Raw genomic sequence first — 20,882 nt, forward strand, 5'->3', positions numbered from 1 at the left:
TTATGCGGATACCGGCTCTTCATCCTCTAAGCGCACAGAAACGAGCTTCGATACGCCGCCTTCCTCCATCGTAACACCATATAGCACATCCGCTTCCTCCATCGTACCTTTGCGATGAGTAACGACGATAAACTGGGTAAGCTCAGAAAACTCACGTAAATATTGAGCAAAGCGCGATACGTTTGCCTCATCGAGCGCAGCCTCAACCTCATCAAGCACACAGAACGGAACAGGCTTCACCTGCAAAATCGCAAATAACAAAGCGATTGCCGTCAAAGCTCTTTCTCCACCAGACAGCAGCTGTAGATTTTGCAGTTTCTTGCCTGGTGGCTGCGCAACGATATCAATACCTGTATCGAGCACGCGATCCGGCTCAACGAGCACTAGATCAGCCCGGCCTCCGCCAAACAGCTTCGCGAATACGATCACAAAATGGCTGCGTATCGCTTCAAACGTTGCTTTGAATCGTTTTGACATCTCATCGTCCATTTCACGAATGACCTGGTACAACGTCGTTTTTGCGTCGATCAAATCATCCTTCTGCTCTGACAAAAACTCAAAACGTTCGCTAACTCGCTCATACTCCTCGATTGCACCTAAGTTCACTTCGCCGAGCGCGGTTATTTGACGTTTAACATCTCTAACCTCATTTTGCGTACCGATAACGTCCTCAGGCACTGGATACTGCTCCTTAGCAAGCTCATAGCTAAGCTCATATTCCTCACTAAGCTTACGAAGCAGATTATCAAGCTCAACATCAAGACGGTTAGCCGCAATTTCGGTCTGCCTCATCTGCTCTTCAACCTGTCTGAGTTGACCGCGCTGCTCCTTCGTTTCACTCTCGCCCAAATCGAGCTCGGCAATACGCTTAGCACGCGCCGATCGCTTCAAATCGGTTTGCTCTGAGCACTCTTGTTTCTTCAAGCGGAGGTGATTAAGCTGCTCAATTTGCTGAACCGTTTCATCTGCATGTCTTACCATTTCTTCCTCTTGCTGAACGAACAAGGAACGCAGACTACCAAGCTCCTGCTTGGCTCGACCAATATCCGCACGCACACGTGCCGATTGATCCTCGAAGGAAAGCTTCTCCTGATCTGTCTTCGCTGCAGCGATCTTAATATCGGTAAGCTGACCCTGCAGTTCTTCCTTCGCAAATTCGCTTGCTTTACGCCGCTCTTCCGCCATACGAATCGCTTCCTGCAGCCTCGCTTCATCCACAACCAGCTGCTCTAACCGAAGCTCTGCAGCTTTGGCTGTTGCCTGAACATCCTTCTGCTCGGATAAATGTGTATTCCGATCGGCTGAATACAGCTGACGCTGCTCGTCCAAATGCTTCGCCTCGTTGTGAAGCTGCTGCAGCTCAGCTCTAATCTGCTGCTCTTCAATGCGGCTTTTCTCGCCTTCTGCACGCAGTTCCTCAATATTATGAGTGCGAATAGAATGTTCTTTGCGCAAATCGCTAAGCTTATTGCGAAGCTGTTCCACCATCTTGCGAGCATCTGCAATTTCTTGATCGAGCCCGTCAATTTGACGTTGACGACCAAGCAGGCTAGCGCCCTTCTTCTGCAAGCTGCCCCCCGTCATTGATCCGCCAGCATTGACAATATCACCCTCAAGCGTAACGACGCGATAACGATATTGACATTTTGAAGCAATTCGGTTGGCTTGTTCAAGCGTTTCGGCAAGCAAAACATTGCCAAGCAAACTGTTCACAATCGCCGAGTAACGTTCATCCGAGCTTACCAAATCAGCAGCAACGCCTACAAATCCCTCGATGGATTCTGCTATACGCTTGTCATGCTCTGGAACTTGTCTGCCGCGTATGACGTCGAGCGGAAGGAAGGTAGCCCGTCCAAGCTGACGCTGCTTCAAGAACGCGATTGCTGCGCGAGCCGTTTTCTCATCCTCCATGACAACATGCTGCAAGGCGCCGCCTAGCGCTGTCTCGACGGCAGTCTCAATACGTTCAGGAACACGAACAAGCTCCGCTACGGCGCCATGAACACCGCTGATACCGCTATTGCCGCGTCTCGAAGCTTTGAGAACTTCCTTAACGCCCTGCATAAAGCCATCTAACGCATCCTGCATTTCTTTCATTGTGTCACGTCTGGAAACATGGCTGTCGAGCTTCTGCTCCCACTTTCGAATGGCTAAAGTGACCTCTTCCAAACTTTGAGAGATTTTTTTTGTTTGTTCAGATTCGGTATGCGTTTTGTTTCTTGCCTGCTCTAGCCGTGCAAGTGTAGATTCAAGCGCAGTTGCAAGTGCAGAGCGTCTCTCGTCCAATCTCGCTTGCTGCTCCTGCCATTTGGTCTCATCCTCGCTAATTCGCTCCATACGCCGCTGCAATGTTTCTTGCTGCTGCGAGGCATAACGAATTTCATTGCGATGCTGCGCCATTGAGCTCAGTACCTCTAACAGCTCGCTTTTGAGTGATTCTTCCGCATCAACAACTGCACCGCCTGCAACGCCAACAAGACGCGCTTCTTCATCGGATATTTTCGCACGCAAATCAGCTAGCTGCAGCTGCAACGCTGCTGCGCGGCTCCGAAATTCCGCTTCTTCCTGCGTCATTGTGACAATGCGAGCGTCCTGTGCAGCTATTGACTCTTCAAGCTGACGCTTATTTTGCTCCAGATTGCGCTTGCGTTCCTTCAGAACCTCGCCGTATCCTTCACATTTCTCAAAATCCTCGCTAATTTGCAGCATCGATTCATGAAGCTGATCAAGCTCAAGCTCAAGCTCCCTCAGCTGCTGACGATCCTTCTCCAAATGTGCATCATGCTTGCTGACAACCGTTGAAAGCTGAAGCTGCTCCTGCTGCAAACGTTCAAGCTTGCCGTTTGCTTCCGTCCATGAACCGTGAATCTGTTCAATGTTATGTACGTACATTGAGATTTCCTTCGTTTTCAGCTGTTCCTTGAGCGCTTTGAAGTGAATCGCTTTCTCCGACTGCTTGCGAAGTGGTCCAACCTGATCCTCAAGCTCCGTCACAAGATCATGAATGCGAAGCAGATTCTGTTCGGTCTCATCAAGCTTCCTCTGCGCCTCGCGCTTACGAGACTTGTATTTGACGATGCCGGAGGCTTCTTCAAATATTCCGCGACGATCCTCAGAGCGCGTGCTTAAAATTTCTTCAATTCGGCCTTGTCCAATAATGGAATATGCTTCTTTACCGATACCGGTATCCATGAATAGCTCGGTAATATCTTTTAGCCTGCATGGCTGCTTGTTTATTAAATATTCGCTATCGCCGCTGCGATGTACACGCCGTGTCACAGTTACCTCGTTATACTCGAGTGGCAATGCCCCATCGGAGTTATCAAGAGTAAGCGATACCTCGCTGTAGTTGACAGCTTTCCGAGCATCGCTTCCAGCAAAAATAATATCTTCCATCTTGCCGCCGCGGAGGCTCTTCGCGCTTTGCTCGCCGAGCACCCAGCGTATGCCGTCCGAGATGTTGCTTTTACCGCTGCCGTTCGGTCCTACAACCGCAGTAATCCCGGTCACAAACTCCATTTCGGTCCGATCAGCGAAAGACTTAAAGCCTGATAATTCTATCCGTTTCAGAAACATGTCTTGGTTTTCACCTCACCCCTCATTGTACCACAACTTATGGGCCTTGATAACCATTTGCGCTACTAAAAGCAACCAAATGCTGCGTTTATCACCTTATTTCAGCTGCTTAAGCCGCTCTCCCATTTCATCAGGATCAGATAATAAACGTTCATAAAAAAAGAGAGCGTCCAGCAGGTCTCATGACCTTCCGGAAACTCTCTACGCTGATTAGACTTGTTCCTGCGATAGCGTACGCCATGCTTCAGCTGCAGCACGTTGCTCCGCTTCCTTCTTCGTCCTCCCGCTGCCAACGCCAAAGCGCTCTTCACCGAGATATACTTCAACGACAAATTCACGGTCATGCGCAGGTCCACGTTCCTCAATGATACGGTATTCAACCGCACCAAGTCCGTGATGCTGCGATCGTTCCTGAAGCTTCGACTTGGAATCTTTAACGAGCAGACCATAGTCGTTTGACTCAACAAAAGGAAACATATGCTCATTGAGAAAAGCTCTTGTTTCCTCAATTCCTGCGTCAAGGAAAATGGCACCGACAAACGACTCGAACAAATCAGCTAGAAGAGCTTGCCTTTGCCGACCGCCTAGCTGCTCTTCACCTCGTCCGAGAAGCACATGCGAACCGAGCTCTAAGCGTTCAGCAAATTGGGCTAAGGATGGCTCGCAGACGATTGATGCACGCATTCTCGTGAGCTCGCCCTCAGGACGCTGCGGATACGTTGCAAACAAATACTCGGAAACAAGTAATTGAAGCACCGCATCTCCCAAAAATTCCAACCGCTCATTATCCTGAGCTGACCCGCGCTTGTGTTCATTTACATAAGAAGTATGAGTGAAAGCTTGTCTCAGCAGCTTTGTCCGCTTAAAACTGAGCTGCAGCCGCTGCTGCAGCTCATAGAAGGAATCACGCTTCATAAACTTTCATCACGATCGATGCATTATGACCACCGAAGCCGAATGAGTTGGACAATGCAATCCTTACATTCGCTTCACGCGGTTTATTTGGCACATAATCAAGATCGCATTCAGGATCTTGATTATCTAAATTAATAGTTGGAGCGATGATTCCGCTTTTGATCGTCAAGCCGAGAATAACGGCTTCTACGCCGCCAGCCGCACCAAGCAAATGACCCGTCATTGATTTCGTCGAGCTGACAGCAACTTTATAGGCATGGTCGCCGAGCGCTTTTTTGATCGCTTTCGTCTCCGAGCGATCACCGACAGGTGTTGATGTGCCGTGCGCATTGATGTAGTCGATCTCAGACGGATCAATTCCAGCATCCTTGAATGCTTTCACCATGCAGCGAGCTGCACCATCTGGATCTGGCTCAGTCATGTGGTGAGCGTCACCGCTCATTCCGTAACCAATAACCTCTGCATAAATTTTTGCCCCGCGTGCTTGCGCATGCTCAAGCGATTCCAGTACGAGCACGCCAGCACCTTCGCCCATTACGAAACCATCACGGTCTACATCGAACGGACGACTTGCTTTTTCAGGCTCTTCATTGCGTACGGACATCGCACGCATCGAGCAGAAACCTGCCATGCCAGTCGGTCTAATTGTCGCTTCCGCACCGCCAGCAATCATAACGTCAGCGTCACCGCGTTGAATCAATTTGAATGAATCGCCTATGGAATGAGTGCCCGTGGCACATGCGGTAACTGCCGTACTGTTAGGACCTTTCGCACCTGTAAGCATGGAAACCTGTCCAGAAGCCATGTTTGCGATCATCATTGGAATAAAGAATGGGCTGACGCGCTTAGGGCCTTTCTCCAGCAAAATATTGTGCTGATCTTCCCAAGTGCCAAGTCCACCGATACCAGAACCGACCATAACGCCTACACGTTCAGGGTCTGCATTTGTACCGATTTGCAAATCTGCATCTTTAACCGCCAATTGACTAGCTACTGCAGCAAATTGTACGAAACGATCCATTCTGCGTGCTTCTTTTTTATCTAAACCGTAATCTTCGGGATTGAAATTTTTAACTTCTGCGGCAATGCGCGTCGGATATTCAGAGAAATCGAAAGCTTCAACAACCGATACACCTGATTTTCCATCCAGCAAGTTACCCCAGAATTCTTCCAAATCGGAACCGAGTGAGGTAATAACCCCCATACCCGTAACAACAACTCTTTGTTTCATTCGATTCACCTCTATGTCCAGCAAATTTGATGCGCAAGCTGCGTCATCTTGATAATCGGTCAACGTTGCTATATTGCGTATACCCTGCTTATATTTCTCCGTAAATACAAGCTTAGCCGTTCATAAACGGTGATAGCCTTTACGCTTGAAATATAAGGAGGTATAAATGAGATGCACATAAAGCCATTCACGCTTGTCTATATAAAAGCTATCCTGCTTTCATAATTGTAATTCTTGAAACTGCCTAGATGGAGAGAAGTCCCGTTTATTAAAAACGGGACTTGTCCATCTTACGTATGAGATTGTATGTATTTAACTACTTCTCCCACAGTGGTGATTGTCTCAGCATCTTCATCAGAAATTTCCATATCAAACTCGTCTTCTAGCTCCATGACCAATTCAACGACATCAAGAGAGTCAGCGCCGAGGTCATCTTTAAATGAAGCTTCAAGTGTAACTTCCGCTTCGTCTACGCCTAGTCGGTCGATGACGATACGTTTTACGCGATCTACTACTTCGGACATCCGGTTCACCTCCTCCATGGTATTATACGAGAATTAAAGATAAAATGCCATACGTAACCGTTTTAATTCATTATTGCTGAATTATTTGGTGTTACATATACATGCCGCCGTCCACATGAATCGTCTGTCCAGTCATATAGGCTGAGGCATCCGAAGCAAGAAAACGGACTGCGTTTGCGATGTCGCTCGGATCACCGAGACGGGCAAGCGGAATCTGGCCAGCCAATGATTGACGCATTTCTTCCGGAAGCTTGTCCGTCATTTCGGTTTGAATAAACCCTGGGGCAACACAGTTAACTGTAATGCCGCGGGACGCAAGCTCGCGGGCACTAGCCTTAGTAAGGCCAATAACACCAGCTTTGGCTGCAACATAGTTAGCCTGCCCAGGGTTTCCGAGCACACCAACAACAGAAGAAATATTGATGATTCGGCCGGAGCGTTGTTTCATCATAGAACGAGTGACCGCTTTAATGCCATTGAAAACGCCTTTTAAGTTGGTTTCAATGACTTGGTCAAACTCGTCTTCCTTCATACGCATGATTAAATTATCTCTTGTAATTCCCGCATTATTCACTAATATGTCAACCGCTCCGAATTGCTCGATGACTTCCTTGACCATCGCGTCAAATTCATCTACCTTGCCAACATTAGCTTTGATTACAATAGCGCGTCTACCGAGCGCTTCTACAGCTTGCGCCGTTTCAGCTGCCGCCGCTTCGCTGCCTGAGTAGTTAATGGCAACATCCGCGCCTGCCTCGGCGAGGGCAATAGCAATCGATCTGCCAATGCCCCGCGATGCACCTGTTACGAGTGCTTTCTTCCCTTCCAAGCTAGCAAACATCGAATCCCCTCCATCCTATTGTTCATTCACCTGCAGCGCTTCAAGCGCTGAGATGCTGTTTATCGAAATGACGCGTATATTTTTGTCGATTTTTTTGATCAGGCCGGCAAGCACCGTTCCCGACCCGATTTCCACAAACGTATCAACGCCCTGCTCGATTAGATAGCGTACGCTATCTTCCCAAAGAACAGGTGAATACACCTGCTCTACGAGCAGACCGCGTATCTCATCTGCCGATGTTACCGCATTTGCAGTGACATTCGCCACAACAGGAACATTCGCATCCTTCATCGCAATGTTAGCTAACGATGCTTGAAGATTTACAGCTGCAGGCTTCATTAAGGATGAATGGAATGGACCACTTACTTCAAGAGGAATAACGCGCTTGGCGCCAGCCTCTTCCTTGCCGCGCTGGACAACAGCATGAACACCTTCTGCCGTTCCTGACACAACAATTTGACCTGGACAATTCACATTTGCAAGCTCGACAGCCGAGCCTTCAGCTGTAATTGCTGCACAAAGCGCTGCGAGTGTATCGCGTTCAGCGCCAAGCACTGCTGCCATTGCACCTTGACCGCTTGGAACGGCTTGCTCCATAAACTGGCCGCGAGCACGAACTGTACGAACAGCATCCTCAAAGGAAAGGACTCCAGCAGCGACAAGCGCGCTGTATTCCCCAAGACTGTGTCCAGCAACATAATCCGGCTTCAAGCCGCAGCCTTCTAGCGCTTCCAGCAGCGCTACGCTAACGGTAAGCAGTGCTGGCTGTGTATTCGCCGTTTGCTTAAGCGTCTCTTCAGGTCCCTCAAATATAATCTGGCTTAAAGAGAAGCCCAGAGCCTCATCCGCTTTTTCAAAAATCGCGCGGGAACGATCAAACGCATCAAATGCGTCCTTTCCCATTCCGACAGCCTGCGCGCCTTGTCCTGGAAAAACAAATGCTGTTTTACTCATAACGTTTCCCCCTTACACGCGTATACGGCTCGAACTGCATCAGGCAGCAAAGCTCGTTTCGCGGTGATATGTAAGCTCGTCATAAGAGGAAAACTTATAACGTCTTATTATTTCAAAAATCTGTTATGCTCATACTACCACACAAGAACCGAAGCACCCCATGTCAAACCGCCGCCGAAACCTACAAGCACAAGGCGGTCACCTTCACTCACTCGGCCCTGCTCAACTGCTTCAGCTAGTGCAACTGGAATCGATGCCGATGACATATTACCGTATTTATCCAAATTAATCATCGCCTTATCATCGGGCAGGCTAAGTCTGTTTAAAGCGGACTGGATAATACGAATATTCGCTTGATGCGGAATAAGGAGATCAACATCTTCCTTGACTAGGCCAGCCTTCTGCAAGGCCTCTTCAGCCACGCTGCCCATAATCCTAACTGCAAACTTGAATACATCATTGCCAGCCATATGAATGAAATGCTGCTTGGATTGGATACTTTCTTCCGATGCTGGTACGCGTGATCCGCCTCCATTAACTTTCAGCAAGTCTCCACCGCTTCCGTCTGCGCCAAGCACAAACGATTGGAAGCCACGGCCTTCTTCGACTGGTCCAAGCACAACTGCCCCTGCACCGTCTCCGAACAAAATGCATGTATTGCGGTCCGTGTAATCAGTAATGCGGGAAAGCGTCTCAGCGCCTACGACAAGTACATGCTTGTACAATCCGCTTGCGATCATACTTGATCCTGTAGCCAGTCCATATATAAATCCGGAGCAAGCAGCAGACAAATCGAACGCAGCTGCTTTCTTCGCTCCCAGCTTATCCTGAAGCAAGCACGCAGTCGAAGGGAAAAACATATCAGGCGTTATAGTAGCAACGATAATGAGATCGATATCTTCTGCCGTAAGACCAGCAGCGGCAATGGCATCGCGTGATGCATGCAGCGCAAGATCGGATGTTGCTTCTTCGGCTGATGCAAGGCGGCGTTCCTTAATGCCTGTCCGAGTAACAATCCATTCATCATTCGTTTCTACCATCGCTTCTAGTTCTTTGTTTGTTAAAATACGTTCTGGCACGTATTTACCCGTACCAATAATCCCTACAGGATGTAAACCCATTTCGCACACTCACTTCCCGTTTATTTCTGTTGCAATGGTTTCAATCAATTGTCCTTGAATAGCGCTTCGAGCCTGCCTAACCGCATTTTTCACGGCGAGAGCATCCGAGGAGCCATGACATTTCACAACGAGGCCATTTAAACCAAGCAAAGGTGCGCCGCCATGTTCCTTATAGTCCATTCTTTTCTTGAGCGTGCGCAGCTTAGGAAGCATAATAGCAGCGGCAAGCTTCGTCAATAATGATTGTCCAAAAGCGTCTTTAAGCGAAGTGAATATCGTACCCGCCGCGCCCTCCATCGCTTTCAACATAATATTGCCGGCAAAACCATCGCAAACGAGCACATCGCAATTTCGATTTAGAACGTCTCTTGCTTCAACGTTGCCGATAAAATTGACAGGAGCTTGCTCAAGCAATGTGTAAGCCGCTTTAGCCATCTCATTTCCTTTCATCGCCTCGGTTCCGACGTTCAGAAGGCCAACTCTTGGCTTCTCCAGTCCGTGCACCTTAGCTCTGTAAATGCTGCCCATAATTGCATATTGAAGCAAATGCTCCGGCTTCGCATCCATATTTGCTCCCAAATCAAGCGTAAGAATGCCGATGTCATCCATCGTAGGCATCATAGGAGCGAGCGCGGGTCGTTCAATTCCATCCATTCGACCGACTACAAGAAGTCCGGTCGCCATCAAAGCGCCAGTATTTCCGGCAGACAGCATAGCGTCTGCTTGCTTCTCGCGAACAAGCTGTCCGGCAACGACCATGGACGCTCCTTTTTTGCGGCGCACCGCTTTAACAGGCTCATCATCTGGACCGATTACCTCGTCCGCATGGCAAATAGTTATATTAGCGGGCTTTTGCCCTTTCATGAGCGGTTCTATAACAGACGTTTCACCAACGAGCAGCAGCTCTGTATCAGGCCACTGCGCCGCAGCATCAAGCGCTCCTTGCACAATCAAGCCAGGGGCGTTGTCTCCCCCCATAGCATCAATAGCGATCCGCACGTACGTCTCCTCCTTCAGCATCTGTGTCTCCTGCGGACCGATAAATAACAAAGTTACCCTGGAATACCATTTCATCTCCGACATAAGTAAACAGCTCAACCTTCGCCTTGCTTCGCTCGCCCGAGATGGAACGAACATAAGCCTTAGCAATACATTTCTCCCCAAGCTTAACTGGTCGAATGAATCTGATGTCTGCTGTTACAGTAAGCGCAATTTCATCATCTATAATAGCAACGGCAAGTGAATTTGCTTGTGCAAATACGTGATGACCGCGTGCAATGCCCGTTCTGGAGAATACATGTTCTTCACGAATCTCGAATACGGAGATACCGCTCTTGTCCAATTCCAAATCGACAATATCACCAATCACCTCATGCAATGCGAGCGATCGAACGGAGTCGTAGGAACGTTCTGCCATCAGCTTCAAGCGTTCTCTAAGCTCTGGTATACCAAGCTCCATCCGGTCAAGGCGTATCGTTTGGATGCTTACTTTGAGCAACCTTGTCAGTTCCCGATCCGTTATAAAAGGATTTTCATCAATGTGTCGGGCAAGCTGCTGATGCCGCTGCCGTTTGGGCATTCGTTCGATGTTCGGCACCACCTTTTACCAAATAGTGAATGATAGACATTCTTTTATACGTTCCGCTGCCTTATGGCATCAGTTCGATTAGTATATGTATGTTGCTTGATATTATCACCTGGTACTAATAAAGTATATAAAAAAATACGCTCGAGCGCAATGCGACATAAAAATATAACTGCTTTTCCATTCATTCCTGATGTTCATACGATTCACAATGAGCAAAAAAAATAGCACCTCATCACTTGGATGAAGTGCTATCCCAGACATCATTTCTTATTGGGAAATGATCTCTTTTGTTTTGTAATATCCACAAACTTTGCATACGTGGTGAGCCAATTTCAGCTCGCCGCATTGCTCACATTTCACCATGCCCGGTACTGCAAGTTTGAAATGCGTACGACGTTTATCACGGCGAGTCTTGGATGTTCTACGCTGAGGTACTGCCATATTTAACACCTCCTTCAAAATTTCAATCAGCACTACTCTTATTCCTTAAATAGATCCTTTAGCGCTGCAAAACGGATATCAACCTTCTCCGTGGAGCAGCTGCATTTGTGCTCATTTAAGTTCTGTCCGCAAGTCTGACAGAGACCTTTACAATCATTGCTGCAAAGCGGCGCAAAAGGCATGAACAGTTGAAGTGCTTCTTCCACATAAGGCTTCAAGTCCAGTCTGTCCGCATTTACTTCAATGAAATCACTCTCTTCCTCTTCCATATCCTCATCACGGTCTTCGTCAGACGTAGCCCGCTTGAATACTTCAGAGAATCGAATAACCGTATGATCCTTTACCGGTTCAAGGCAGCGTGAGCAGGCAAGCTCGAGATCGATGGCAAGCTTGCCATCCACTTCGATAAACTCTTCGTGCCCAGTTACCTGAAGCGATACATGGAGAGGTCCCGTACGATAAACATCTTGGCGTCCTTTAAAAAGGTCACTAACATCGAGCTGTTCGTCGATTGTTGTTTTCAACCCTTTGGACATTGTTTCTTGAATATGAAACTGCATCAGATCACCCCAAACAAACAAAGATTATTATATCTATCAGACTACTGTTTTGTCAACATTTTCACACGGTTTTTCAATAAGACTTGATGCAGACCGTGATTGTGCTCCCTCTCTATGCTATAGTGAAACGACCAACATTTAACAGAGAGAGGATCAAGCGAATGCGCACAGTCGGGCTCATTGTCGAGTACAATCCGTTTCACAACGGACATTTGTATCATTTGCAACAATCGCGTAAAATAACGCAAGCTGACGCCGTCGTTGCCGTCATGAGCGGCCATTTCCTACAACGCGGAGAACCAGCCCTGCTGGATAAATGGGCTAGAACGCGTATGGCGCTCGAAGGCGGCTGCGATCTTGTGATTGAGCTGCCAGTCGCTTACGCGACGCAGGCCGCAGAGTGGTTCGCCTATGGCGCGGTGTCCCTGTTAGAGGCGACAGGAGTCGTTGACAGCTTCTGCTTCGGAACTGAAAACGGAGAGCTTGAGCCGCTGCTCCAAGCAGCAGAGGTCGTCACAGACGAGCCGCTAGCCTTTAAAACCTTACTGAAGCAGCTGCTTCAAACGGGAATTAGTTATCCTAACGCATACAGCAGCGCTATTACCACATACTTAACGGATCAGGGATATTCCTCTGCCGCTAATTTTCCATTCGCGCTCCCTAATCATACATTAGCACTCCATTACCTGCTTGCTCTGAAACGGATAAATGGCAAAATGGAGCCTCACACTATCACGCGTGAGAAGGCGCAATATAATCAGGAAACCGCAACCGACAGCCAAATCGCAAGCGCGACCGCAATCCGTAAGCTGCTGCTCGAACAACGTTCTCTTGAAGAAGCGCGGGCTTATGTACCAGAATCCACAACGCGAATCTTGCAGCAAGAATGGACAGACGGTCGTTGCCCGATAAGCTGGGCGCCTTTTACGAATGCTTTGCTTCACGCGATTGTAACCCACTCGCCGAACGAACTATCGAACTTCCACGAGATTACAGAGGGGTTGGAGCATCGAATTCTGAATGCCCTTCCCAAGCTGCCGTCACGCCAATTCGACGACCTTCTAGAAGCTTTAAAAACGAAGCGCTATACGAGAACGAAGCTGCAGCGTTCACTTCTTGCTATTCTGCTTGGACATCAAAAATCTGATTTCACACCGGACAAGCTTTCTTCAGGTGTTGAATATATAAGAGTGCTTGGTTTTACGGAAAAAGGCAAGCTTTTATTACGGCGCATGCGAAATTGTGCCAAACTGCCTGTGCTGCTAAGTGCGGCAAGATCGCCGAAGCCCTTCCGCTATTTGGAGCTTGACACTCAAGCGAGCAGTGTCTATTCACTAGGTGTGCCGGGCACAAATGCCGTTCAATCGTTATTTCGTGATTTCACCGAAAAACCCGTAACGATTGATACCTTTTCCAAATAATCCTACAATTGTTACCTTTCATTCCCAGCGAGATAAACTTTTATTTCATCTACAGCTTCCTGCAGCGTACTTACGCTGACTATCTTCATTGAGGCGTTAAGCTCTTTTGCTTTCGCCTCAGCTTCCTCAAAATTGTCCGAAGGGACTAGAAAAAGCTCCGCGTCTTCCTCGCTTGCGATGACTACTTTTTGTTTTATGCCGCCAATTGCTCCAACCTGTCCGCCAACTGTAATCGTGCCTGTCGCTGCAATGCGATGACCTCCCGATAAATCACCATTCGTTAGCAGATCCAAAGATTGCAGCGCAAAAACAAGACCGGCCGATGGACCCCCAATATCGCCAGCTTTTATGTTGATGCGGTTATTGTGATCCGCTGGGTCCAAGCTGCGTTGTTCGCTTAAGCTTACTATGCCTAGTGCACTCAAAAGCTGCTCGTTTGTCGTGATAGACTTAAATGTATCTGATGAGTAAGCCACCTGCATTTTTTTTCCTTTGCGCTCAACATCAAATAAAACGTTTTGCTGCTTATTATACCCAATCAGTGCCTCAAGCAAATCTGACATGCTGCTGGGCAGCTTTTCGCCATGAATACCATGAAGCTTGTCTCCTGCTTGGAATGAACTGGAAACAGCATGATCACTGGGATTAACTTTAGAAATGACAAAGCCATTTAGTTTGTTCGTATAGGGCAATCCAGCGTAATGATAAGCTGCTTCAATCGCATTATTTTGCGAGCCCTGCATAATGATACTAAGTCTTTCGGCATACTGCTCTTTCGTAAATCCTTGCAGCACATCTCGTTTGAGATGAACATCCATGTTTGAATTCCACATCGTCAGGATGGTTTGCAAAAAATTAGGCTCCGTCATTTTCACAGCTGTCAGCAAAAAGTCGCCTTTACCTAAAGAGTCTCCATTTTCAATCGTTACCATTGGCTTAACAGGTACAGCAATTCCCGGCTCATATACAACATAAGGCGTTGGAGCATATAACAACACCCACATTAAAGCTGCTGTTGACACAGCGATCATTGCAATTCTACGAAAATCTGATCGTTGATTTTGCAAGCGCACACCCCGTTCAAACTTCCTTTTTACCCCTCAATTAAAGCATGAACCCATCTACGACTGACAAGCGGCTGCAACTGGTCTATCCAAGGCTTTATACGCGTACTATTTAACGTATAAGATTGTCCACCTCAAGATGTCATAATCCTGCGTTCATGCGTGACGCATCATTCATATTTTCCCAGCCGAATAAAGGAGTGGAGAAGCATTGGCTAAAACAGTTTTGTTAGCGTTCCTGTCCGTTTTGCTTGTCGTTGCCATCATTCTTCAGCCGGATGCTGCCTTTCAATCCTCGCTTCAAGGACTCACCGTATGGTGGAATATTGTATTTCCCGGCTTACTGCCGTTTCTCGTATTGTTTGAGCTTATTGCGGCCTTCGGCCTCGCACATGCCATAGGATCGCTGCTCCAGCCTCTGATGAGCCGATTGTTCAAACTGCCAGGTGAAGCAGCGCTCGCTATTGTACTCGGATGGATGGGAGGTTATCCTGCAGGCGCAGAGGCAGCAGCTTCTTTACGCAAAAGAAACCTCGTTTCAAAAAAACAAGGCCAGCGGCTGCTAGCTCTCGCTCATATGCCGAACCCATTATTTATGTTCGTTGTTATCGGTGCAGGCTTTCTGCATAAGCCCATTGTAGGTGCAATAATTGCAACAGTTGTATGGATGTCAGCGCTGTGGGTCATGTTTATCATGACGCTGTTCAGTCGTAAAGAGCAGTCCGATCAGAACCATTCAGCTCCAGCTAATGACTCAGAGCGTGGGAGCAGCATCGTTCAACGTGCTGCAGATGCATTTCAACTAGGAAGAGAGCAAGATGGCCGCAGCTTCGGCAAAGCGCTTGGCGATTCCGTTTCTGCCAGCGTTCAGAAACTAATGATGATCGGCGGCTTCATGATATTTGCAGCCGTTCTCGCTAAATTATCAGAACCGCTGCTCTCTCCTTTGCTTGCTAAAGCTGGGTTAAACTTTATCAGTCAAGCCTTTTTTGAAGGTCACTTAGGCGCTTATGCAGCAGCCGTCTGGGACGCTCCTGGAGCCGGTATGCTCGGAAATGCCGCCGCTATTGCAACAGTGCTTGCATGGAGCGGATTCAGCGGCATTTTACAAGCTGGATACTACATTACGGGGACAGACCTTAAGCTGCTCCCATTCGCAATATGGAGAATCGCTCATGCGCTGCATGCCTGCCTATTCATGATGCTCCTCTGGAAGCCGCTCACCTCAATACTGCGTGCTGTCCTCGCCCATGGGGCAACGCCAACTTTAGCGCCTGCCGAACCATTCTCTCCGGAGTATGCTTTCGCGGCTGTCATAAAAGCCAATGATTTCCCATTCTTATGGCAGTTTTCCCTATCAGCTTGCATCCTGCTTGCAGTTCTCGGTCTGCTTGTGTCCATCATTCTTCTGCCCTTCCGGAGAACAGGTAAATCAATATAATTCAAAATAAGATAAACGATGGCTTTTTCAATCATTCATTTAACTTTTCGACTTATATTTCTCTCTTAGTTGTTTCTCTACAACAGGCGGTACCAGTTCATGCACTGCGCCATGGAATTGTGCGATCTCTTTTACGATGCTTGAGCTTAAGTACGAATACTTCGGATTCGTCATCATAAACATCGTATCAATTTCATCATCTAGCAAATGATTGGTTGAAGCGAGCTGCAGCTCATATTCAAAATCAGTTACCGAACGAATACCTCGGATAATGACATTAGCTTGCCTTGTTTTCATAAAACGGACGAGCAAGTCTCGGAAGCTATCGATTTCCACATTTGGAATATCGCGTGTAACTTCTGTAAGCAGCGCCTTGCGCTCCTCTACACTGAACAATGGATTTTTGCTCGAATTGTTCAACACGGCTACAATTAGCCGATCAAATTGCTTTGCAGATCTGCGAATAATATCCAAATGCCCATAAGTGACAGGGTCAAAAGTGCCCGGATATACAGCTACGCGCTCTTGTTTATTCGTTAACATCGGATTCACTCCCGTCTTGATGACTGTCTTCGCTGTAATATTGATATATGGAAACGGCAATATCACCGTATTTCGCATGCTTCAGTTGGTCAAAATATTCCAGCTTCTCTGGGTAAAGGTGGGCTGCATCGTGCTCGACTACGATAATCGCATCCGGTTCAAGCATCTGATTTTGGGCAAGCTGCGTCATTAGACTATCCATCGTAATCATTTTGTAAGGCGGATCAAGAAAAACAAGCCGGAACTTTTGCTCCCGCTTCGCTAGCGCTTTCAATGCGCGCTCCGCATCATTTTTATAAACTTCAGCAGCGCTTCCCATCTTGGCCGTTTCAACATTTTGACGGATCGTATCAATGCTTATTCTTTCCCGATCAACAAATACAGTACGTTCTATCCCTCTGCTCCAAGCCTCGATACCCAATCCACCTGTACCTGCGAACAGGTCCAGCGCTATTCCTCCGTCAAAGTAAGGTCCGATCATGCTAAAAATAGCTTCCTTTACCTTATCCGTCGTCGGTCTCGTATTCATACCAGGCACAGCCTTAAGTGTGCGGCCCTTGGCCTCGCCCGCAATGACTCTCACTTGCAATTGCCCCCTTCTATCTCATTCCCGCCTATCGTACCATAGAATCCCGTTCATAATAAAGCAGTTGCATGTCGAAAAATGAGGTGTTCGCGGGCGCTTATATGCCGTACGATAATTTTTCCCTCCTTAACATGTATATTTACCCGTAATCAGGACAAAATACATTTATCGGCGTCGCAAGATGTCGTAGACAACCGCGGAGAAGACTTACGTTTCCCCATAAGCTCTTCGTCCGGTTTCTCCTCTCCCATGAAAAGGGCGCCCCGAAAGGGGCGCCCGATTTTTTGTGTAAATCCTTATGTAGCAAGGGTTTTCAATCAATTAATTTTGCTCATTTTAATAGTTGTCGCCCATTTGTCGCCCAAATTAAAAAAAACAAAAAAATTAGAATTTTGCTCAATCTATTCAATTATCCTATTCTAACAGTTAGATTCTCTTCCGGGACGCCATTAAGAATTACCTAGATCATTTTAATGATTTACATAAACCCGCTAAAGCCTTGGTCAACAAGGATTTAGCGGGTTTTCTTTTGTTTTGCAGATCGTGAGAATACGATAGAACACGATAGGTTTTGATTTTTTTTTGCACTTATTTTACACATTAGGTTTATGTAAGTGACAATAAGAAAAGCCCTTATTTTTTATAAGGGCTCAAAAGTTTTTTCTATTAACTATCTGCTGACTGTACCTTCATTATATCCATAAACGGAACTTTAATCATATTCCCATGATTTTCTACATGAACCGACTTTGTTCGCGAGTCCATCTTTGTTATTTTTCCAATCACAGGTTGATCCCAATTCCAAACAACAAGATTTATTTGCAATTCCCCTTGTTGAGCTTCGACCAGACGCTCACCCAGTTCCTCCATCTCAAATTCATCCTTAGTTGGTCTTTTCGGTCCTTTTGCTTTTGCCATGTCCAAATCTTCCAATTCATTTCGTTGCTTAATTATCGCTACAACATGCTCAGGCAACATCATACGGCTACTTGACCACATTTTATTGCTCTCTGGATCTAGACGATTTACCTTCTTCATAAATTCCATCTGCCCCATACAACCGGTTTAGCTTCTTCTCGACTGTACAGCACTTTAAACGTATTTTCTTTACGATCCCAAAACACAAAACCCTCTTTGACTAGCTCATTTATTGCATCCTTCACCTGATCCTCTGTACGCAGCGAACGCTGACTGATATATAAGATATCGATATTAGACGGATTGTAGCGATAAACGTTAAAGAGCACCGTTAATACCTTACGAGCGGTATCATCAAGCATGTAGCTTTATCAACTCCATCAATAATGTTTTCTATGGTAAATATGCGAGGGGCATTGGCTGTAAAACAATAAGCCTTAACACGACCATCTCGCACTGATCTGACCAGGATTTCACGAATGGAAATATTGCGATTTCGATCATTATAGATAATCTGTACTGTATGGCCAATAAAGTTTTCAATCATGCCCCTCACCCCGATACGAATGTCTGTTCTTATTTTAATACAAACATACGTTCTCTTACAACAAAAAAGTAAAACTCCATTATCTCTTCCATGATTAGGCATTAACCATTAATATAGGAGTAACAATGTGAGGGGCTGATACCTTGAAATTCGGAATGCGGATGCCAAGTCTTAAAAAGAGGATAGCTGCTAGGACTAGTGTCAAATAGCAGGTCGTGCACCGTCTAGGTGTGAAGATGCCGCGAGGATGGGGTTGGGTGCGAAATCCGAAGAAAGCTGTATATAACAAAGTGTACAATCAAACTACCTTTGATATTTTTAAATTAATCAAAAAGCTCTTTAAATAATCAAAATCCCATCGCTTGGGAAAATAGAAGTTGGATTGGACTTCATTAAGCTAACGGGCAGGATAGTTGAACGAAATGTGGAATTAAAAGGAACTATAATAATCTTGGATATTGTACAAGCTGTGGTTTCAAATGTAGTTGTAGCGGTAGGTTTCGTATGTCCTGAAAGGGAAAACGGCAGAGCAAGGAGCAATCCTTGACCTGCCGTTTGTATTAGTAGCTAGGGAGTTTTACGAAAATACTTAAGTGATTGATACGCCAGCATTAACAAAACCTGTTGCGGAAACTATTGCTCCGAAGCCGGTCGATGTCACGGAGAATACCATCAACAGACGATCTTCTTCAAATACATTTATTGCTAAAGGAGAGGAAATTCCGCTTACTACTGCACCAACGGCAAGTAATCCGCTTATACTCGGTAATGTTACAATCGCGCCTGGGATAGGAGAAAAGGTGTTGTTAGCCGTAGATGCTCTATACAATTGAGCTGAAACCGTTGCAGAACCAGTTAAAATATTAGTAGTCAATAAATTGCTAAAAACTGCAGAAAAAGAAGTGATGGTACCGTCTCGTGGCACTGAGAATGCAAAGCCAGAAGCAGCTAATACAGTAATATTAAGGCCAACAAGACCAATGCTGGCTGTATTACTGCCAAAACCAACAAGACTAACTGTATCGATTAGGCCAGTTGCTAGCGATGCTAAAGCGACCGGAGTTATTCCTGATGAGTAAGCTAATATTGAGGCGCCTGCCGCTTCACCAGGCAGGCCTGTTAGTCCCCTCAAACCTCTCAAGCCTCTCAGACCTCTCAGACCTGTCAGACCTCTCAGACCTCTCAGACCTGTCAGACCTCTAGGTCCCATCGGACCGGCTGGTCCAACAGGACCACGGCTACCGTTTCCTCCTGTTCTTCCATTGAAGATTTGATTATTGACGATAACAGCGCTGCAAGAATTGAGTGGTTTTTTAACAATACGCTTTTTACAAGATGAATTCCCCAAAAAAATACACCTCCATAATATTTGTAATATATATTATGAAGCCACTCTAGTAATTGATTGGATGATTAGTAGATGGTTCCATAGATTATGAACCATTTTTACTAGAATTCAGTATCTTCTTGGATCAATCTATTATTTGTGATGTCAAAATAGGTTCTATCAAGTTCAAATCCGATAACATTACGATTCAATTTCTTAGCAGCCAGAGGAACTGGTCCTGAACCCACAAAAAAATCTGCAATTGTTTCTCCTTCAAAACTGCTATTTAGAATAATATCCTTCATCAGCAAAGCTGGTTTTTCAGTTGGATGAACAGTTTTATTTCCAGGAATTCTTGGAATACTCCAAATGTCCGTTGTTGAACGTGTAGGAATCCTTCTTGCCTTACCTTCTCCCTTTACAGCAAATATAATAAACTCGTGACGGAAACGATATTGATGGCCCATGCCCATACGCATTTTATCCCAAACAATACAATTTTTAATAACGAACCCACAACGCCTCATCCACAATACCATTCTAGGGTACATCCGCCAATCAATAAAAACGTAAATATGATGCCCTGGTTTTAAGATTCGATTAGCCTCACGTAGCCATTGAAAAGTAAACCTTTGATAGTTGCGATCTGACAATTTATCATTTGCGATGATTGAAAATCTAGGCTTTTTCGATTTGGTCATAGACGTTCCTCCGAAACCCAAATTATATGGCGGGTCAGTTATGATCAAATCGATGCTCTCATCCTTTATATGTTTCTTCGAACCTTCCACACAATCCATATTATAAATCATATCTCTTCTCCTATCGAACGTATGTTCTTTTTATGGGTAAAAAAAATCACCAGCCAAACGGCTGATGACTAGTCATTTAAAATTCCCTATCGCTTGGCATTATGAAGTTTTCTTTTGAGCTCTGAATGCAACGGCCAGGGTGCGCCAGTCCTCCTCCGAAAAGTTTGGATTATGGATAAGGCTCCCTAGATCCATGTCTTTGAACTCTTTACCAAACCAAGCTGGAGCCGGTACACGCTTCTGTAACTCTGTAATTTTCTCGCCCTGTTCTTTGACCGTCTTCTGCAAATCCTCAAAAGCTTTTTTTTCTGATGCTGTCATTGGTTGATCCTCCTCATTTTTAGGTTGCAGCTTAGCGGTAACCATGTTTTTAAATGCAATCCATCCGCTCCAGCTACCATTGTTGTGCATCAAACGCGGGCACACCTTACCGCTCCAATCATAGTGACGGCGCAGCTTATCCACACCCCAG

20 protein-coding genes and 2 pseudogenes are annotated in these 20,882 nt (G+C 46.3%); 3 read left to right on the plus strand and 19 right to left on the minus strand.

What is annotated here, in order from left to right:
• The 11 genes from smc to AC787_RS32050 all read right to left on the minus strand — a co-directional run bounded on the left by smc (position 1) and on the right by AC787_RS32050 (position 11,751).
• Entirely contained in the window at positions 1 to 3,576 is a 3,576-nt protein-coding gene (gene smc / locus AC787_RS32000; RefSeq protein WP_054029012.1) for a chromosome segregation protein SMC, read from the minus strand.
• Between the two features lie 210 nt (positions 3,577 to 3,786).
• Positions 3,787 to 4,491 (minus strand): ribonuclease III, encoded by a 705-nt coding sequence (gene rnc / locus AC787_RS32005; RefSeq protein ID WP_054029013.1) that lies wholly within the window; start codon positions 4,489 to 4,491, stop codon positions 3,787 to 3,789.
• Entirely contained in the window at positions 4,481 to 5,722 is a 1,242-nt protein-coding gene (gene fabF, locus AC787_RS32010) for a beta-ketoacyl-ACP synthase II (protein WP_054029014.1), read from the minus strand. The genes rnc and fabF overlap by 11 nt, the downstream gene beginning before the upstream one ends.
• A 290-nt stretch (positions 5,723 to 6,012) precedes the next feature.
• On the minus strand, positions 6,013 to 6,246 hold the full coding sequence (locus tag AC787_RS32015; RefSeq protein ID WP_053375686.1) for an acyl carrier protein: 234 nt from the start codon (positions 6,244 to 6,246) through the stop codon (positions 6,013 to 6,015).
• Between the two features lie 91 nt (positions 6,247 to 6,337).
• Positions 6,338 to 7,087 carry a 3-oxoacyl-[acyl-carrier-protein] reductase gene (fabG, locus tag AC787_RS32020; RefSeq protein ID WP_054029015.1) on the minus strand — a complete coding sequence of 250 codons (750 nt, stop codon included), beginning with the start codon at positions 7,085 to 7,087 and terminating at the stop codon, positions 6,338 to 6,340.
• 15 nt (positions 7,088 to 7,102) lie between these two features.
• The gene (gene fabD, locus AC787_RS32025; protein WP_054029016.1) at positions 7,103 to 8,041 is read right to left on the minus strand and encodes an ACP S-malonyltransferase; all 939 of its coding nucleotides are present in this window, start codon (positions 8,039 to 8,041) and stop codon (positions 7,103 to 7,105) included.
• Between the two features lie 134 nt (positions 8,042 to 8,175).
• The gene (locus AC787_RS32030) at positions 8,176 to 9,162 is read right to left on the minus strand and encodes a beta-ketoacyl-ACP synthase III (RefSeq protein WP_054029017.1); all 987 of its coding nucleotides are present in this window, start codon (positions 9,160 to 9,162) and stop codon (positions 8,176 to 8,178) included.
• A gap of 9 nt (positions 9,163 to 9,171) precedes the next feature.
• Positions 9,172 to 10,161 carry a phosphate acyltransferase PlsX gene (gene plsX, locus AC787_RS32035; RefSeq protein ID WP_054029018.1) on the minus strand — a complete coding sequence of 330 codons (990 nt, stop codon included), beginning with the start codon at positions 10,159 to 10,161 and terminating at the stop codon, positions 9,172 to 9,174.
• Positions 10,145 to 10,741 carry a transcription factor FapR gene (fapR, locus tag AC787_RS32040; protein WP_054029019.1) on the minus strand — a complete coding sequence of 199 codons (597 nt, stop codon included), beginning with the start codon at positions 10,739 to 10,741 and terminating at the stop codon, positions 10,145 to 10,147. Before fapR ends, plsX begins: the two co-directional genes overlap by 17 nt.
• A 276-nt stretch (positions 10,742 to 11,017) precedes the next feature.
• Positions 11,018 to 11,191 (minus strand): 50S ribosomal protein L32, encoded by a 174-nt coding sequence (rpmF, locus tag AC787_RS32045; protein WP_006036546.1) that lies wholly within the window; start codon positions 11,189 to 11,191, stop codon positions 11,018 to 11,020.
• 38 nt (positions 11,192 to 11,229) lie between these two features.
• On the minus strand, positions 11,230 to 11,751 hold the full coding sequence (locus AC787_RS32050) for a YceD family protein (RefSeq protein WP_054029020.1): 522 nt from the start codon (positions 11,749 to 11,751) through the stop codon (positions 11,230 to 11,232).
• A 161-nt stretch (positions 11,752 to 11,912) separates the two neighbouring features.
• On the opposite strand from AC787_RS32050, the gene AC787_RS32055 reads away from it, so the two are divergent.
• Positions 11,913 to 13,172 (plus strand): nucleotidyltransferase, encoded by a 1,260-nt coding sequence (locus AC787_RS32055; protein WP_054029021.1) that lies wholly within the window; start codon positions 11,913 to 11,915, stop codon positions 13,170 to 13,172.
• 11 nt (positions 13,173 to 13,183) lie between these two features.
• On the opposite strand, the gene AC787_RS32060 is transcribed toward AC787_RS32055, so the two are convergent.
• A complete protein-coding gene (locus AC787_RS32060) occupies positions 13,184 to 14,239 on the minus strand; it encodes a S16 family serine protease (RefSeq protein WP_152970828.1) in 1,056 nt (351 codons plus the stop codon).
• 208 nt (positions 14,240 to 14,447) lie between these two features.
• Here AC787_RS32060 and AC787_RS32065 point away from each other — a divergent pair, with 208 nt between their 5' ends.
• Entirely contained in the window at positions 14,448 to 15,677 is a 1,230-nt protein-coding gene (locus tag AC787_RS32065) for a nucleoside recognition domain-containing protein (protein WP_054029023.1), read from the plus strand.
• A gap of 39 nt (positions 15,678 to 15,716) precedes the next feature.
• Here the strand turns inward: AC787_RS32065 and coaD are convergent, their stop codons facing one another.
• The 4 genes from coaD to AC787_RS32085 all read right to left on the minus strand — a co-directional run bounded on the left by coaD (position 15,717) and on the right by AC787_RS32085 (position 18,086).
• Positions 15,717 to 16,220, minus strand: coding sequence for a pantetheine-phosphate adenylyltransferase (gene coaD / locus AC787_RS32070; RefSeq protein WP_054029024.1), 504 nt, complete (start codon positions 16,218 to 16,220; stop codon positions 15,717 to 15,719).
• A complete protein-coding gene (rsmD, locus tag AC787_RS32075) occupies positions 16,207 to 16,803 on the minus strand; it encodes a 16S rRNA (guanine(966)-N(2))-methyltransferase RsmD (protein ID WP_054029025.1) in 597 nt (198 codons plus the stop codon). The genes coaD and rsmD overlap by 14 nt, the downstream gene beginning before the upstream one ends.
• Positions 16,804 to 17,472: 669 nt before the next feature.
• The gene (locus AC787_RS32080; RefSeq protein WP_082361407.1) at positions 17,473 to 17,784 is read right to left on the minus strand and encodes a YolD-like family protein; all 312 of its coding nucleotides are present in this window, start codon (positions 17,782 to 17,784) and stop codon (positions 17,473 to 17,475) included.
• Positions 17,785 to 17,840: 56 nt separating this feature from the next.
• Complete coding sequence (locus AC787_RS32085; RefSeq protein ID WP_054029026.1) at positions 17,841 to 18,086, minus strand: hypothetical protein; 246 nt, start codon at positions 18,084 to 18,086, stop codon at positions 17,841 to 17,843.
• Positions 18,087 to 18,414: 328 nt separating this feature from the next.
• On the opposite strand from AC787_RS32085, the pseudogene AC787_RS34995 reads away from it, so the two are divergent.
• Positions 18,415 to 18,618: pseudogene (locus AC787_RS34995) on the plus strand (hypothetical protein).
• A 242-nt stretch (positions 18,619 to 18,860) separates the two neighbouring features.
• On the opposite strand, the gene AC787_RS32090 reads toward AC787_RS34995, so the two are convergent.
• The 3 genes and pseudogenes from AC787_RS32090 to AC787_RS34300 form a co-directional block, all read right to left on the minus strand.
• On the minus strand, positions 18,861 to 19,619 hold the full coding sequence (locus AC787_RS32090; RefSeq protein WP_054029027.1) for an exosporium glycoprotein BclB-related protein: 759 nt from the start codon (positions 19,617 to 19,619) through the stop codon (positions 18,861 to 18,863).
• A gap of 101 nt (positions 19,620 to 19,720) precedes the next feature.
• Positions 19,721 to 20,410: a DNA-methyltransferase gene (locus AC787_RS32095; protein WP_054029028.1), complete on the minus strand. Its 690-nt coding sequence runs from the start codon at positions 20,408 to 20,410 to the stop codon at positions 19,721 to 19,723.
• 99 nt (positions 20,411 to 20,509) lie between these two features.
• Positions 20,510 to 20,882, minus strand: a pseudogene (locus AC787_RS34300) (N-acetylmuramoyl-L-alanine amidase); the annotation flags it as partial.

Source organism: Bacillus sp. FJAT-28004, from assembly GCF_001280845.1.
GTDB lineage: Bacteria > Bacillota > Bacilli > Paenibacillales > Paenibacillaceae > Pristimantibacillus.